Genomic DNA, 15,497 nt, shown 5'->3' on the forward strand with positions numbered 1-15,497 from the left:
AGTCCGCTCAGCCCTTCCGCTGGACCAAGACCGCCGACCAGATCCTCGACCGCATCTGCCGCTACTGCACGCGCATCTCAGAACCAGATCACTAGGCGTCGATGTCCGCCACCAACTGGCGGAACCGGCGCTGGAATTCGGCCGCCCGCTCCGGAAGGACCCGCCAGTCGCTGAACATGACGACGGGCCGCCGCGCGTCGTCCGCCGCGTCGATGTCGACCCGGCCGCTGCGCAGCGCGTTCTCGAACTCCTGCAGGAAGGTCTCCGCAGCAGCCCCCACCAGATTGACCGCCGCATCCAGCGCCACGGCCTCGACCTCGTCCTGGAACTCGCCTTCATCGGCTCCGGACAGGAGACCACGGCCGAGCTGGAGACGGCGCTGGGCCGCCACATAGCGCTGCTCGACGATGCCGGAGACCAGCCGGGTCTCGGCAACGGCGATCAGCCCGGCCTCCTCCAGGTGCTTGAGATGTCGGTAGAGCTTGGTCTGCGGCTCGCCCAGCTCCTTGGCCAGTTCCTTCGCCGTCCAGGCCCGCGGCTCGGCCCCGCTGTCCGTCATCAGCCAGAGCGGCATGGGTGGTGCACCGAGAGAGTGCCCCGAGGCCGCATCAGGCTCGCGGCCGGGCGGCCCTTGCCTATCCGCCCGCCCGCGTGGGTACTTCACCCGTAAAGGTCGAGCCGGGGCGGTGGGCGGATGATCGGCGATCTGTGGGTGCTGGTGACGCGGCTGGAGGACCCTCGCCGGCACGGCGTCCCTGTCACCGAGCCGCCACTGCTCACCCTGACCGCCCCCGTCAACATGGACACCGAGGCCGACACGACTGCGAGTGACCGAGCAGCCGGGAGTGATCCAGGGGCGCCCCAGGTCGACGGTCCGATCCCGATCGACCGGGTCGAATGGGACGCCTGGCGTGCCGCCGCAGACCGCTATCTCACCGCTGTGCACGAAGCCTCCGCCACGCTCGCCACGGCCGAGCGGCGGGCGGGTCGGGCAGCAGCCCGGCTGCTTCCGGGCGCGCGTCGCCGGGCCACCGTCGCCGCCGAGGCCGCCTGTGCACTCGCCGCAGCGGACTACGCGGCGAGGGTCCGGGCAGCCACGACCGCCTACTGGCCGATCCACTGCGAGATCGGCCGCCGGTTGGAGTCACAGACCGCAGCACGCCGCTGGCTGGCCATCCGCGGCCGGTTCGCCGGCGACGGCACCGAGCCGGTCTGGGGCTGGTCCCTGCGCGAGTTGGATCCCTCCGAGAGCCCGGGGCTGGTCGAGCTGACGGTGTTCCACTGGGACAGCCGTCCCGAAACCCCGTCCTCCGCCGCCGACTTCGTCTCCCCCGACCGGTTCGGCGCCCGGGACCTGGACCGGGAACTGCTGCGCCTGCGCGCCGCCTGGACCGTCCGGCGGATCGTGTGGGACGAGGCCGCACGCCGCCGGGTGGAGCAGGACACGGACGGCATCCCCTTCGCCCTGTGGTGGCGCGCGGTGACCACGCGGGTGGACGCCGACGAGAAGGTCGTTCCGCCGCGTTCAGCAGAGGCTTTCGCCGCGCCGCCCGCCCCCAGAACGGCCCGCCGCATCGAGGTGCTCCAGCTTCCGGAGCAGATTCCGGACCAACTTCCGGAGCAGGGCGACGAGTTGTGAACCGATTCCCGACCGCCCTGCTCTCTGCTCCCTGCTCCGTGGTCCCCTCCCCGCTCAGCGGACCACCGAGGCGCTCTCCTCCTCGCCGACGAAGGCGCGCCACAGGCGGGCGTAGGCGCCGTCCAGTTCGAGCAGTTCGGCATGGCTGCCGTCCTCCACGATCCGGCCGTGGTCCAGCACGATGACACGGTCCGCCCGAGCCGCCGTGCTGAGTCGGTGCGCGATCACCACCGTGGTGCGACGCTTGCCTCCGTGCCGGGCCAGCCGGTCGGCGGCACGGTTGACGGCGGCCTCGGTGGCCAGGTCAAGCGCGGCGGTCGCCTCGTCGAGCAGCAACAGGTCGGGGTCGACCAGCTCGGCCCGGGCCAGGGCGATCAGCTGTCGCTGACCGGCCGACAGGTTCCGGCCGCGCTCGGTCACCTGGTAGAGGTAGCCGCCCTGTAGGCGCGCGATCATCTCGTGCGCGCCCACCGCGCGGGCCGCCGCCTCGACCTCGGCGTCGGTCGCCTCCGGGCGGCCGTACGCGATGGCGTCCCGGATGGTCCCCGCGAACAGATAGGCCTCCTGCGGGACGACACCCAACCGATGCCGGTAGCCGGCCAGGTCGAGCTCCCGCACGTCCCGCCCGTCGACACGCACGGCACCACCGGTGACGTCGTAGAACCGGGCCAACAGCTTGACCAGCGTCGACTTGCCCGCTCCGGTCTCGCCGACCAGCGCCACCGTCTCCCCGGCCGGGATCCGCAGCTCCACGCCGGTGATCGCCTCGGGCTTGCGCGGACGCGCCGGCCCCGCCGATGACGCTGCCTGTGCCTGCGCCTGTCCTGGTGCCTGAGTGGTCGCCAGGGAGCCGGTGGCCCCCGGCTCCGGATCGGGCATCGGCGCGAGGGCGTTGTAGGCGAAGTGGACGTCGTCGAAGTGGATCTCCCCGCGCAGTCGCCCGGCCTCGGCCGGGTGCTCGGCCTGCGGCGTGGACGTCGGCGTGCGGAGCAGTTCACGGATGCGAGTCAGGCCGACGGCAGCCTGCTGGTAACCGTCGAAGACCTGCGAGAGCTGCTGGACCGGGGAGAAGAACAGGTCGATGTAGAGCAGATAGGCGACCAGTGCACCGGTCGTCAGCGTCCCCGCGGTGACCCGATGCGCGCCGACGATGAGCACCAGCGCCGCGGCGACGCTCGACAGCATCTGGACAAAGGGGAAGTAGATCGATATGTAGAGCTGCGCCCGGACTCGGGTGCGGCGGTAGGCATCGCTGCGCTCGGCGAACCGGTCCCGGTTGTGCTCCTCGCGCAGGTAGGCCTGGACGATACGCATCCCGGCCACGTTCTCCTGCAGGTCGGCGTTGACCGTACTGACCCGCTCACGGCTCAGCTGGTAGATCTTGGACGACTTGGCCCGAAACAGCACGGTCGCGGCTATCAGCACCGGCAGCACTGCGAAGACGTAGAGCGCCAGCCCCGCGTCGAGCACGAGCAGGACCACGAAGATGCCGAGGAAGGTCATCACGCTGACCACCGCGGTGACCACGCCGGTCTGCAGGAACGAGCTCAGGGCGTCCACATCGGTGGTCATCCGGGTCATGATCCGGCCACCGAGCTCGCGCTCGTAGTAGTCAAGACCGAGCCGCTGCAGATGCGCGAAGATCTTCACCCGCAGGCTGTAGAGCACCCGCTCACCGGTGCGCCCGCTGACCTGCATCTCGGCCATCTGCACCAGCCAGTCGCCGAGGACGATCAGCAGCGCGACCACCGAAGCGCCCATGACCGCGCCGGTAGCCGCCTTCGAGACGCCGTCGTCGATGCCGTGGCGGATCAGGATCGGCAGGGCCAGCGAGGCCAGGGCGTCCAGCCCGACCAGCAACAGCGCGAGCAGCAGCGGCCGCTTGAACGGCGCCAGCATGACACGCAGGTTGAAGCCCGGATCCGGGCGTCGGGCCTGGTCCAGCGGGATCGCCGGGCTCTCGTCCGCGGGCGGCAGCGCCGCGACCTTGGCGAGCAGCTCCGGTGTGGCCGGCAGGCTGCCCATCGCGGCCTGCATGCCGCCACCGCCGCGGCCTCCGCCGCCACCGCCTCCGCGCGGAGCCGCGTTCCCCGCGGCGTTCTGCCCCGCTGTGACGGGCGCGTCGGGGTCCTGCACCGGGTAACGCTCGCGGTCCCAGAGTTCCGGCGTGACGCCGCCGGCGGCGACCGGCGCCTCCGTGGCGTCGCCGAACTCAAGGTCATCGAGCTCGTCGAGTTCGTCCAGCTCGGCGGCGAGCTCGGAGTCGCTCATCAGCTCCGCCACCGGATCGGCCTCGCGCACGTCGCCGGCCATGGCGTCCGGGTCGGTCAGCAGTGCCCGGTAGAGCGGGCAGCGCTCCTCCAACTCCTCGTGCGTGCCGATGTCCACCAGCCTGCCGTGATCCAGCACGCCGATACGGTCGGCAAGTTGCAGGGTCGAACGCCGGTGGGCGATCAGCAGTGTGGTGCGCCCTGCCATCACGGCTCGCAGCGCCTCGTGGATCTCGGCCTCGACCCGGGCGTCGACGGCGGATGTCGCGTCGTCCAGCAGCAGGATGTGCGGATCCGCGAGGATCGCACGGGCCAGCGCCACCCGCTGGCGCTGGCCGCCGGAGAGCGTCAGTCCCTGCTCGCCGACGACGGTGTCGTAGCCGCCGGGCAGTTCCGCGATGAAGCCGTCCGCCTGTGCCGCGCGGGCTGCGGCGATCACCTCCTCCTCGGAGGCGTCGGGGCGGCCGTAGGCGATGTTGGTGCGCACGGACTCGGAGAAGAGGAAGCTGTCCTCGGGCACGATGCCGATGGCAGCCCGCAGTGACCGCAGGGTCAGATCCCGCACGTCGTGACCGTAGACCCGGACCGTGCCGGCGGTCGCATCGTAGAAGCGCGGGACCATCATGCCGACAGTGGACTTGCCGGAGCCGGAGGCGCCGACCAGGGCGACGGTCTCCCCCGCGCTGAGACTCAGGTTGAGCCCGCTCAGCACCGGCGGGCTGGACGTGCTGTAGGCGAAGTCGACGTTCTCGAAGGAGACGGCAGGCACGGCCTGCTTCCGGTCGGCGGATCCCCGAGCCACCGCGTCGTGGCCGTCCAGGGAGATCTGGTCACGGGTGGCCAGGTCATGGGAGGCCTGGACATGCGAGACGCGGCCGTCGGAAACCGCCACCGGGCCCTGGACCTCTTCGCCCTGGACCTCGTGGGCCATTACACCCTCTATACCCGTGCGGCCGTCCTCGTCCTCGTACTCGGACAGGCGCAGGTCGATCGCGGAGGCGTGCTCCTTGATCACCGGCCGTTCGTCGATCAGCTGGAGGACTCGCTCCACGCTGGCACGCGCCTGCTGCCCCACGGTGAGCAGGGTGGTGAGCATCCGGACCGGCCCGGTCATCTGCGCGAGGTAGGTCGAGAAGGCGACGAAGGTCCCCAGCGACACCTGGCCGCGAACCGCCAGCCAGCCGCCGAGGGCAAGGACAGCGACCTGACCCAGGGACGGTATCGCCTGCATGGCCGGGCTGTACCGGGCGCTGAGACGGACGCCGCGCAGGCGCTTGGCGTAGAGCCGTCGGCTCGTCGCCTCCAGCCGGCCGAGCTCCTGCTCCTCCTGGCCGAAGCCCTTGACCACGCGTACGCCGGATACCGCGCCGTCCACCACACCGGCCACCCGACCGGCCTCCTGCTGCGCCGACCAAGTCGCCGGGAACAGCCTCTTCCGGCTGAGCAGCGCGAACCACCACAGGGCCGGGGCCATCGCGACGGCGATCAGCGTCAGCATGGGCGACAGGAAGAACATCACCACGAGGGAGAGCAGGAACATCAGGACGTTGCCGGTCATCACCGGCAGCATCGAGAGCAGACCGACGATCATCTGCAGGTCGGAGGTGGCGCGGCCGACCACCTGGCCGGTGTCGAGACTGTCCTGCTTGGCACCGTCAAGACGGGTCAGCGAGTCGAAGAGGTCCTGTCGCATGTCGTGCTGAACGTCCATGGCCAGCTTGCCGCCCCAGAAGCGGCGGGCGAGCGTGAACACGAATACCAGCACGGCCGCCAGCACCAGGGCAATCGCCCACGGCGCCAACGGTCGCCGGTGCGTGGTGATGACGTCGTCGATGATCAGTCGCGGAATCAGCGGTACCAGTGCGGTGATCGTCATGCCGAGCAGGGACGCACCGAACGACAGCAACACATTGCGCCGGTAGCGCCAGGCGTAGCCGCTCAGCCGGCGCACCCACCTGGAGCTGCCTGCTGAGCCGCTCGCAGTGGAGGGGGCAACGGCTTCCCCCGGAGACTTATGAGCCAGAGACATATTTAGCGATACTAATCTTCTCGTCGGTCAGCTGTCCATGCCACTTTCGGCACTTACATCGGCACCCGCAGTGCACAGTGATGCACGCGCGAGCTCGGGGCCCGAACGGTCACCAGCCGGCGGCGCCGTAGTAGCGATCCACATCGATGCGCACCACCACCCGCCGCTCGGCCACCATCGCGGCCCGGTACTCGTCCCAGTTCGGATGTTCACCGGCGATCCGTCGGTAGACGTCGACCAGTTCCTCCACGGTCGCGTCGTCCGGCGCGGCGGACACCTCGCTCACCGCCGCCGTGCCTTCGGCCACCGCGTAGACGCGGAAGTCCGGGCCGGTGACATAGACGCTCACCCGCGGGTCGCGGCGCAGGTTGGCCACCTTTGCACTGCCCGCCTTCGTCGAGAACCGCAGCAGCCCCTGGCCACCCCGGTCGGGATCGAAGGCATAGACGACATTGGAGAGCTGCGGTCTGCCGTCACGCTTGAGGGCGACGATCGCACCTCTGCGGGAACTCGCGACAAGGTCCCGGAGATCCTGGTCCGCCATGGTGCGTCCTCCGTTCACCGGTTCCGATCGGCGCTACCGAACGGCGCCTCCGAACGACCGCGATCAACCGTCGGTCGGGCCGTCGGTCGGGCAATCTGGTCAGCACCAGAATCGCCCCACCTGTTCCCTCCGCGCACCGGGCGCTGGTCGCACGTCCGGTCACCCGTGGGTCGTAGGACCGAGGGCCGAGTCCTCCGGGCAATCGAGAGGCGGGCGGCAGGCAGCAAGCAGCAGGCAGCGAAAAGAGGTCAGGCCTCGGACGCTGCGGCGGCCGCCAGCGCTCCGAGCGCCAGGCGGTGCAGCAACGCCGCCATAGCCTCGCGGCCGTCGGGGTGGCCGAGCCCGGGCGCCGCACTGTGCGGAGTCGAGTTGAGCAGGCCGAACACCGCGTGGACCGCCGGGCGGGCCTCCTCCCCCAACCCGGGGAAGACCTGGCCGGCGACGCCGACCCAGAGCTCCACGTACTGGCGCTGCAGGCTGCGCACCCGGCGCCGATCAGGGTCAGGAAGGTTGAGCAGCTCCCGGTCGTGCAGGGTGATCAGCGCGCTCTCGTCCAGGGCGAAGGCGATGTGCCCCTGGAGCAGCGACTCCAACGCCCCCCGAGGGCCACCCGCCGCGTCCACCCGGCTGCGGCCCTGGTCCAGCAACCGCTCACTGATCCCGATCAGCAGGTCGGCCAGCATGGCGTCCTTGCCGGGGAAGTGCCGATAGAGGCCGGGGCCACTGATCCCCACCGCTCGGCCGATCTCGTCGACGCCCACCCCGAGGAAACCACGCTCGGCGAAGAGCCGGGCCGCCTCGCGGCGGATCTGGGCGCGGCGGGGGTTTTCGACCGGGGGGCTCGTCGGCTTTGCCATCTGGCCATCGTAGACAGACCTGTTAGGGAGCGTTAACCTGAGTCCCATAAGTTAACGCGCGTTCACAGGAGCAAAGGAGCTCGTGGCGATGGCAGCTGCGCCACCCCCCACCGGTTTTGCGCCGGGTCCGCAGGCCCTTGCTGCGGCGCCGCGTCTGGAGAGCACGGCCGATCCGAACTCGTCCGGCTTCCGGGCCAACGCGGAAGCGCACCGGACACTGGTCGACGAACTGCGCGGCAAGCTGGCCGCAGCCGCGCTCGGCGGCGGCCCGCGAGCGCGCGAGCGGCACACCGCGCGCGGAAAGCTGCTGCCACGCGACCGGGTGGACACCCTCCTGGACGCGGGCTCGCCGTTCCTCGAGATCTCGCCCCTGGCGGCGGACGGCCTCTACAACGGGGACGCGCCGGCCGCCGGCGTGATCGCGGGAATCGGCCGGGTGGCCGGTCGCGAGGTCGTGGTCGTCGCCAACGACGCGACGGTCAAGGGCGGCACCTACTACCCGCTCACCGTCAAGAAGCACCTGCGGGCCCAGGAGATCGCCCTGGACAACCGCCTGCCCTGCATCTATCTGGTCGACTCCGGCGGGGCGTTCCTGCCGATGCAGGACGAGGTCTTCCCGGACCGGGACCACTTCGGGCGGATCTTCTACAACCAGGCCCGCCTCTCCGCGGCCGGCATCCCGCAGTTGGCCGCTGTGATGGGCTCCTGCACCGCCGGTGGGGCCTACGTCCCGGCCATGAGCGACCAGGCTGTGATCGTCCGCAACCAGGGGACGATCTTCCTCGGCGGGCCGCCGCTGGTGAAGGCCGCCACCGGCGAGGTGGTCACCGCCGAGGAGCTCGGCGGTGGGGAGCTGCACTCCCGCACCTCCGGGGTCACCGACCACCTGGCCGAGAACGACACCCACGCCCTGGCCATTCTGCGTACTGCCGTGGCCGGCCTCGGCCCGCGCACGCCGATGCCGTGGAGCGTGGAGCCGGTCGAGGAGCCGACCGTCGACCCCGCCGGGCTCTACGGCGCGGTCCCGGTGGACCCGCGTACCCCCTACGACGTGCGCGAGGTGATCGCCCGGATCGTGGACGGCAGCCGGTTCGCCGAGTTCAAGGCCGAGTACGGCCCGACCCTGGTCACCGGCTTCGCCCGGATCCATGGACACCCGGTGGGGATCGTCGCCAACAACGGCATCCTCTTCGCGGAGTCCGCCCTCAAGGGCGCGCACTTCATCGAGCTCTGCGACCAGCGCGGCATTCCGCTGCTCTTCCTGCAGAACATCTCCGGCTTCATGGTCGGGCAGAAGTACGAGGCGGGCGGTATCGCCAAGCACGGCGCCAAGATGGTGACCGCCGTGGCGACCACCCGGGTGCCCAAGCTGACCGTGGTGGTCGGCGGCTCGTACGGCGCGGGCAACTACTCGATGTGCGGGCGGGCCTACTCCCCTCGGTTCCTGTGGATGTGGCCGGGCTCCAAGATCTCCGTGATGGGCGGCGAGCAGGCCGCCTCGGTGCTGGCGACCGTGCGTCGTGACCAGTACGACGCCCGTGGCGAGGAGTGGTCGACCGAGGCGGAGGAGGAGTTCCGCCGCCCGGTGCGCGAGCAGTACGAGCGCCAGGGCAACGCCTACTACGCCACGGCCCGCCTCTGGGACGACGGCGTGATCGACCCGATGGACACCCGCACCGTGCTCGGCCTGGCGCTGAGCGCGTGCGCGAACGCCCCCCTGCCCGAGCCGCGCCCGTACGGCGTCTTCCGCATGTGACATGACGAGAGGTCACCTCCTGTGCCTATGTTCGAAAGTGTTCTGGTGGCCAACCGCGGCGAGATCGCGGTCCGGGTCATCCGCACGCTGCGACGGCTGGGCGTGCGGTCCGTCGCCGTGCACAGCGCCGCCGACGCCGGGGCGCCGCACGTCCTGGCCGCCGACAGCGCGGTTCTGATCGACAGTTACCTCGACGGCGCCGAACTGGTCGCCGCCGCCCGCCGCGCCGGCTCCGAGGCCGTGCACCCCGGCTACGGGTTCCTCGCCGAGAACGCCGGGTTCGCCCGTGCCTGCGCCGAGGCGGGACTGGTCTTCATCGGCCCGCCCGCCGAGGCGATCGAGCTGATGGGCGACAAGATCCACGCCAAGGAGGCCGTCAAGGCCGCGGGCGTGCCGGTCGTCCCCGGCAGCGACGGCGACAAGCTGGACGACGAGGCCCTGATCGCCGCGGCGACCGGGATCGGGATGCCGGTGCTGCTCAAGCCCTCCGCCGGTGGCGGTGGCAAGGGCATGCGGCTGGTCCACGACGCCGACCGGCTGCCCGAGGAGATCGCCGCCGCGAGGCGTGAGGCCCGCGTCTCGTTCGGCGACGACACCCTGCTGGTGGAGCGGTGGATCGACCGCCCCCGTCATATCGAGATCCAGATCCTGGCCGACGCGCACGGCAACGTCGTCCACCTGGGCGAGCGCGAGTGCAGCCTCCAGCGGCGCCACCAGAAGCTGATCGAGGAAGCCCCTTCCGTGCTCCTCGACGAGGCGACGCGCGCCCAGATGGGTGCGGCGGCCGTGCGTGCGGCTCAGTCCTGCGGCTACACGGGCGCAGGCACCGTCGAGTTCATCGTCCCCAGCGGCGATCCCTCCTCCCACTACTTCATGGAGATGAACACCAGGCTCCAGGTGGAGCACCCGGTGACCGAACTCGTCACCGGCCTGGACCTGGTGGAGTGGCAGCTCCGCGTTGCCGCGGGCGAACTGCTCCCGTTCGCCCAGCACGACGTCACCCTCACCGGACACGCGATCGAGGCGCGCATCTGCGCCGAGGACCCCAGCCGCGGGTTCCTCCCCTCCGGGGGGAAGGTCCTGCTGCTTCAGGAGCCCGAGGGGGAAGGGGTCCGGGTGGATTCCGGACTGGCCCCCGGCCTCGTCGTCGGCAGCAGCTACGACCCGATGGTGTCCAAGGTCATCTCCTACGGCCCCGACCGGGCTACCGCGCTGCGCAGGCTGCGCGCCGCACTGGCGGACACGGTCGTCCTCGGGGTCGTCACCAACGCCGGCTACCTGCGCCGGCTGCTCTCTCATCCCGACGTCGTCGCGGGGCGCCTCGACACAGGACTGGTCGAGCGCCACCCGGAGCTGACGCTAGTCCCGTCCCCGGAGAGTGGGCAAGGAGACCCCACTCAGCCTGTGGATAACCTGCCGCTCCTCGCAGCCGCGCTGGTCAGGCAGGTGCTGCTGGATCCGGTCCGCCTTGCCGGTGGTTCGGACGGGACGGGCGCGGCCGGGTCCGGATGGGCCGATCCGTTCGCGCAGCCGAGCGGTTGGCGTATCGGCGGCGTCCCTGCCTGGACCCGTCATCAGCTGCGCCTCCCCGGAGGCGACCCGGTCCTCGTCGAGGTGCGTCCCGACCGCGGCGGATCCGCCAACGCCTTCGAGGCTCGCATCAGCGCCACGGCCGGCAGGGTCGGCACGGCCGAGGTGGCCGTTGTCGACGGCAGCGCAGGCGGCGGTAACACGAGCGGCAGCAGCGGCACTGGTGCCGTCCTCCGCGTCGAGGTACGGGCCGATCTGGTCAACGGCCAGGGACTGACCGGCGGAACCGGCCTGGTCGGCCGGGTCGCGGTGACCCTCGACGGGATCACCCGCCCGTTCGCGGCAGCGGTCGAGGAGTCCTCCGACGGCAGCGGCTCGGTCTGGTTGGGCCGCGACGGCGACAGCTGGCTCTGCCAGGTCCACGATCCGCTGGCGGAGCTGGCGTTCGGCGGCACGGGGGCGCACGGCGGCTCGCTGACCGCCCCCATGCCCGGCACGGTCACCCTCGTCAAGGCCTCGGTCGGAGACCGGGTGTCCAGGGGTCAGGCGGTGCTGGTGCTGGAGGCGATGAAGATGGAGCACGTCATCACCGCGCCCCACGACGGGATCGTGGAGCAGCTCAAGGTCGTGCCGGGCGCCACGGTCGCCATGGACGACCTGCTCGCCGTCATCGCCCCGGCGGAGACGTCCGACGGCGCCGCGCCCACCGGCGCATCCGACGGCACGGCGACCGCTGCCGCATCCACGACCGAGGAATCCTGAGGAGTGGTGATGACCAATCACGAACCCACGGTGCTCGAACTGGGACTCCCCGACCCGGTGCGCGCCGACGGACTGCCCGCGCGGGTCCGGATCCACGAGGTCGGCCCGCGTGACGGCCTGCAGAACGAGTCCACGGCGCTCCCGGTGGACGTCAAGGCCGAGTTCATCGCACGGCTCGCGACGGCGGGTCTGCGCACGGTCGAGGCCACCAGCTTCGTCCACCCCAAGTGGGTGCCCCAACTCGCCGACGCAGAGGAGTTGTTCCCCCGTGTCTCGGGTCTCCCCGCCGAGTATCCGGGACTGCGCCTGCCGGTGCTGGTGCCGAACGAGCGCGGACTCGACCGGGCGCTGACCCTGGGCGCCAAGGACATCGCGGTCTTCGCGAGCGCCACCGAGACCTTCGCCCAGCGGAACCTCAACCGCACGGTGGCGCAGTCACTGGAGATGTTCGCCCCGGTGGTGCAGCGCGCCACGTCGGCCGGTGTGGCCGTCCGCGGGTACCTGTCGATGTGCTTCGGCGACCCGTGGGAGGGCCCCGTCGCACTCGACCAGGTGGTCGCCGTCGGACGGGAGCTGTTGGCCTTCGGCTGCACGGAGTTGAGCCTCGGCGACACCATCGGCACCGGCACGCCGGGCCAGGTCGAGGCGCTTCTCGCAGCCTTCTCGGCGGCGGGTGTCGGCCCGGAGCGGCTGGCCGTGCACTTCCACGACACCTACGGCCAGGCGCTGGCCAACACGCTCGCCGCACTGCGCTGCGGCGTGAGCGTCGTGGACTCCTCGGCCGGTGGTCTGGGCGGCTGCCCCTACGCGAAGAGCGCCACAGGCAATCTGGCCACCGAGGACCTGGTCTGGATGCTGAACGGGCTCGGCATCGAGACCGGCGTGGATCTGGCCGCGCTCGCCTCCACCAGCGCCTGGCTGGCCGGGCACATGGGCCGCCCCAGTCCGTCCCGCGCGGTCCGAGCCCTGACCGGGGCCGGCTGACCGCCGGACTGCTCCCCTTCTGCCACCACCCTTCCCTCACCGCCACGTCTGTCACCCCGCGCTTCTGTCCTCCGCTCTTCTGTCACCACCGCACCACGCACCACCCGCTTCCGTGGGCCGTCGGCCGTCGGCGGCCCACAAGGCCCGTCGAGGCCCGCGGCCCTGGGGCCGGGCGGGGCGAGCGTCAATCCGGCGCTTCGACCCACCGGCTCCCGCCTCCGCGAACGCCTCCCATCCTCAGGAGACCGTCATCATGCTGGACCACCGCCTCGACCCCGAGCACGAGGAACTGCGGCGCACCGTCCGCGAGTTCGCACAGGACGTGGTCGCCCCCAAGATCGGCGACCACTACGAGCACAACGAGTTCCCTTACGAGATCGTCCGGGAGATGGGCCGGATGGGCCTGTTCGGGCTGCCCTTCCCCGAGGAGTACGGGGGCATGGGCGGCGACTACTTCGCCCTCTGCCTGGCCCTGGAGGAGCTGGCCCGGGTCGACTCCTCCGTGGCGATCACCCTGGAGGCAGCCGTCTCCCTGGGCGCCATGCCGATCTACCGCTTCGGCACGGAGGAGCAGAAGCGCGAGTGGCTGCCGAAGCTCTGCTCCGGCGAGATGCTGGGCGCCTTCGGCCTGACCGAGCCGGAGGGAGGCTCGGACGCCGGGGCGACCCGCACCACGGCCGTCTACGACAAGACCACCAACGAGTGGGTGATCAACGGCACCAAGTGCTTCATCACCAACGCGGGCACCGACATCACCGGTCTGGTGACCGTCGCTGCGCTCACTCGTTCGAGCGAAGATGCCGCGGAGACCTCGCCGAGCCGGTCGATCTCCACCATCATCGTGCCGACGGGAACTCCGGGGTTCACCGTCTCGAAGAAGTACTCGAAGGTGGGCTGGAACGCTTCCGATACCCGGGAGCTCTCCTTCTCCGACTGCCGGGTGCCTGCGGCCAACCTGGTGGGCGAGCTGGGGCGCGGTTACGCGCAGTTCCTGCGCATCCTCGACGAGGGCCGGATCGCCATCGCCGCGCTGGCCACCGGGCTCTCCCAGGGCTGCGTCGACGAGTCGGTGCGCTACGCGGGCGAGCGGAAGGCCTTCGGCCGCCCGATCGGGGCCAACCAGGCCATCCAGTTCAAGATCGCCGACATGGAGACCCGGGCGCTCACCTCGCGCCTTGCCTGGTACCACGCGGCCAGCCGGATGCTGGCGGGTGAGCCGTTCAAGAAGGAGGCGGCCATCGCAAAGCTGTACTCCTCGGAGGCGGCCGTGACCAACGCCCGCGAGGCCACCCAGGTCCACGGCGGCTACGGATTCATGAACGAGTTCCCGGTGGCGCGCTTCTGGCGCGACAGCAAGATCCTGGAGATCGGCGAGGGCACATCGGAGGTCCAGCGGATGCTCATCGCCCGCGAGCTGGGCATGCAGTACTGAGCCGACTCCAGGCCGGATGACAGGCCTGTCGAACGCAGGTGGTGGGCAGCCGAGCGGCTGCCCACCCCGCCGTTCCCGTCAGGGAATGACCACGACCGGGCGGTTGGCGCGCCGGGCCAGCCGGGCGGCCACCGAACCGAAGAGGCGGCCCAGCAGGCCGTGCGTACCACCGACGACGATGGCGTCCGCGGCGTACTCCCGCGCGACCTCTTCGAGTTCGTGACAGATGTCCCCGCCACGCTCGACGAGCACCCACGGCACGTCGCTGAGGAAGTCCGCACAGGCGAGCTCGAGACCGAGCACCTCGGTGCGGTGGTCCGGCACGTCCACGAAGACCGGCGGCTCACAACCGGCCCAGACGGTGGCCGGCAGCCGGTTGGCCACGTGCACGATCACCAGGCCCGATCCGGAACGTCTGGCCATCCCCACGGCGTACGCCAGCGCACGCTCGCTGGACACCGAACCGTCGAAGCCCACCACGACCCCGTGGAGGAACGCCGGGTCGCACGGGCGTACCTGTTGTGATTGGACTTCAAAACTTGGCATCGGCAGCTCGGGTCCCGTCGTCTGTTTGCGTTCGCGGGGCTCTGGATGCTCGTAACCGGCCATGGCTGTGAACGTTTCGCGAGGTGGGATACGAGGGCGTGGTGCGGGATGAACTCGGAGAACGTGATGCAGAGGGTTGTGCGAGGTCGGCTGGAAAGGCGGCCGGTTTTCCTCTTCCTCCCAGGGTACGGCGACAATCTGTTCACGCCCAGATGCGGAGCGCACAGGCGGCGCAGTTCCCGCTAAAGGGGGATGCGTGCGCCCGGGGCGTGGATGGAGCATGCCTGAGCTCCGGCGCATACGCAACGGTGCAGGCACGCACAGGCCTTCGTCGAGTCGCACTGATTTTCGGACAAAGCCCCCGATCAGCGGGGTGCATATGCCAGAAGGCTGGAACGATGCGGTTCATGCCGCCTCTGCTGCTCTTCGATCTGGACAACACCCTCGTGGATCGGAATCAGGCCTTCCGCGGGTGGGCACGTCGCTTCCTCGATTCCTGGGCACTTCCGGGCGAGGATCTTTACTGGCTCTCCACACTCGACTGCGGCGGCTATTTCCCGCGCGAGGCACTGATGCGGGCGACCGCCGCCCGTTACGGCCTCAGGGTGTCCCTGGAATTGCTCTTGCGCGACTACGCGGACACGATGACCGAGCTCATCCAGCTGCCGGAGACCCACCGGGAGGCCCTGCACCAGGCCCGTGCCGCCGGCTGGACGCTCGGGATCGTGAGCAACGGTGCGACCGAGCAGCAGCTGGCCAAGATCGAGAGAACCGGCTTGGCCCGACTGGTCGACGGCTGGGTGATCTCGGAGGAGGCCGCCTGCGAGAAGCCCGACCCGCGCATCTTCCACCTGGCCGCCGAGCGGTGCGGCCTGCGCCCGCGGCACGACGACGCGTCGTCGTGGACCTCCTCCACGTGGATGGTGGGTGACCACGCCCCTGCCGACATCGCGGGTGCACAGGTCGCGGGACTGCGCAGCGTCTGGCTGCACCACGGCCGCCCCTGGCCCGAACTCGGCTACCACCCGACACTGACCGCCAAGGGGCTCCCGGAGGCCGTCACGGGCGTGCTGAGCGCTCCCCGCTACGCTCCGGCCGCCTGACGCGTCAGGGCCACGGATCCTCGGCGTGGCGCTTGATCGGCGCCA

11 protein-coding genes are annotated in these 15,497 nt (G+C 70.7%); 6 read left to right on the forward strand and 5 right to left on the reverse strand.

The features are described from left to right. Window positions 1-91: 91 nt before the first annotated feature. Complete coding sequence (locus ABH928_RS18215; protein WP_370067602.1) at window positions 92-574, reverse strand: helix-turn-helix domain-containing protein; 483 nt, start codon at window positions 572-574, stop codon at window positions 92-94. Window positions 575-694: 120 nt separating this feature from the next. Between ABH928_RS18215 and ABH928_RS18220 the strand changes: the two genes are divergently transcribed. After that, window positions 695-1,639: a hypothetical protein gene (locus ABH928_RS18220; protein ID WP_370067604.1), complete on the forward strand. Its 945-nt coding sequence runs from the start codon at window positions 695-697 to the stop codon at window positions 1,637-1,639. Between the two features lie 54 nt (window positions 1,640-1,693). Here the strand turns inward: ABH928_RS18220 and ABH928_RS18225 are convergent, their stop codons facing one another. From ABH928_RS18225 to ABH928_RS18235, 3 genes are all read right to left on the reverse strand, one after another. Next, window positions 1,694-5,860, reverse strand: coding sequence for an ABC transporter ATP-binding protein (locus ABH928_RS18225; RefSeq protein WP_370067606.1), 4,167 nt, complete (start codon window positions 5,858-5,860; stop codon window positions 1,694-1,696). Window positions 5,861-6,047: 187 nt separating this feature from the next. Beyond that, entirely contained in the window at window positions 6,048-6,482 is a 435-nt protein-coding gene (locus ABH928_RS18230; protein WP_370067608.1) for a PPOX class F420-dependent oxidoreductase, read from the reverse strand. A gap of 248 nt (window positions 6,483-6,730) precedes the next feature. Continuing rightward, entirely contained in the window at window positions 6,731-7,339 is a 609-nt protein-coding gene (locus tag ABH928_RS18235) for a TetR/AcrR family transcriptional regulator (protein ID WP_370067610.1), read from the reverse strand. Between the two features lie 88 nt (window positions 7,340-7,427). Between ABH928_RS18235 and ABH928_RS18240 the strand changes: the two genes are divergently transcribed. From ABH928_RS18240 to ABH928_RS18255, 4 genes are all read left to right on the forward strand, one after another. Then, window positions 7,428-9,095: a carboxyl transferase domain-containing protein gene (locus ABH928_RS18240; protein ID WP_370067612.1), complete on the forward strand. Its 1,668-nt coding sequence runs from the start codon at window positions 7,428-7,430 to the stop codon at window positions 9,093-9,095. A 27-nt stretch (window positions 9,096-9,122) separates the two neighbouring features. Continuing rightward, window positions 9,123-11,387 carry a biotin carboxylase N-terminal domain-containing protein gene (locus ABH928_RS18245; RefSeq protein ID WP_370067614.1) on the forward strand — a complete coding sequence of 755 codons (2,265 nt, stop codon included), beginning with the start codon at window positions 9,123-9,125 and terminating at the stop codon, window positions 11,385-11,387. 9 nt (window positions 11,388-11,396) lie between these two features. Then, on the forward strand, window positions 11,397-12,371 hold the full coding sequence (locus ABH928_RS18250; protein ID WP_370067616.1) for a hydroxymethylglutaryl-CoA lyase: 975 nt from the start codon (window positions 11,397-11,399) through the stop codon (window positions 12,369-12,371). A gap of 253 nt (window positions 12,372-12,624) precedes the next feature. Then, window positions 12,625-13,803: an acyl-CoA dehydrogenase family protein gene (locus ABH928_RS18255; protein WP_370067618.1), complete on the forward strand. Its 1,179-nt coding sequence runs from the start codon at window positions 12,625-12,627 to the stop codon at window positions 13,801-13,803. Between the two features lie 78 nt (window positions 13,804-13,881). Here ABH928_RS18255 and ABH928_RS18260 read toward each other — a convergent pair whose 3' ends face one another. After that, window positions 13,882-14,412, reverse strand: coding sequence for a universal stress protein (locus ABH928_RS18260; protein ID WP_370067620.1), 531 nt, complete (start codon window positions 14,410-14,412; stop codon window positions 13,882-13,884). 344 nt (window positions 14,413-14,756) lie between these two features. Between ABH928_RS18260 and ABH928_RS18265 the strand changes: the two genes are divergently transcribed. Continuing rightward, the gene (locus ABH928_RS18265) at window positions 14,757-15,452 is read left to right on the forward strand and encodes an HAD family hydrolase (protein WP_370067622.1); all 696 of its coding nucleotides are present in this window, start codon (window positions 14,757-14,759) and stop codon (window positions 15,450-15,452) included. Window positions 15,453-15,497: the final 45 nt, after the last annotated feature.

The sequence above is a fragment of the Streptacidiphilus sp. MAP5-3 genome (assembly GCF_041262505.1).
Classification (GTDB): Bacteria; Actinomycetota; Actinomycetes; order Streptomycetales; family Streptomycetaceae; genus Streptacidiphilus.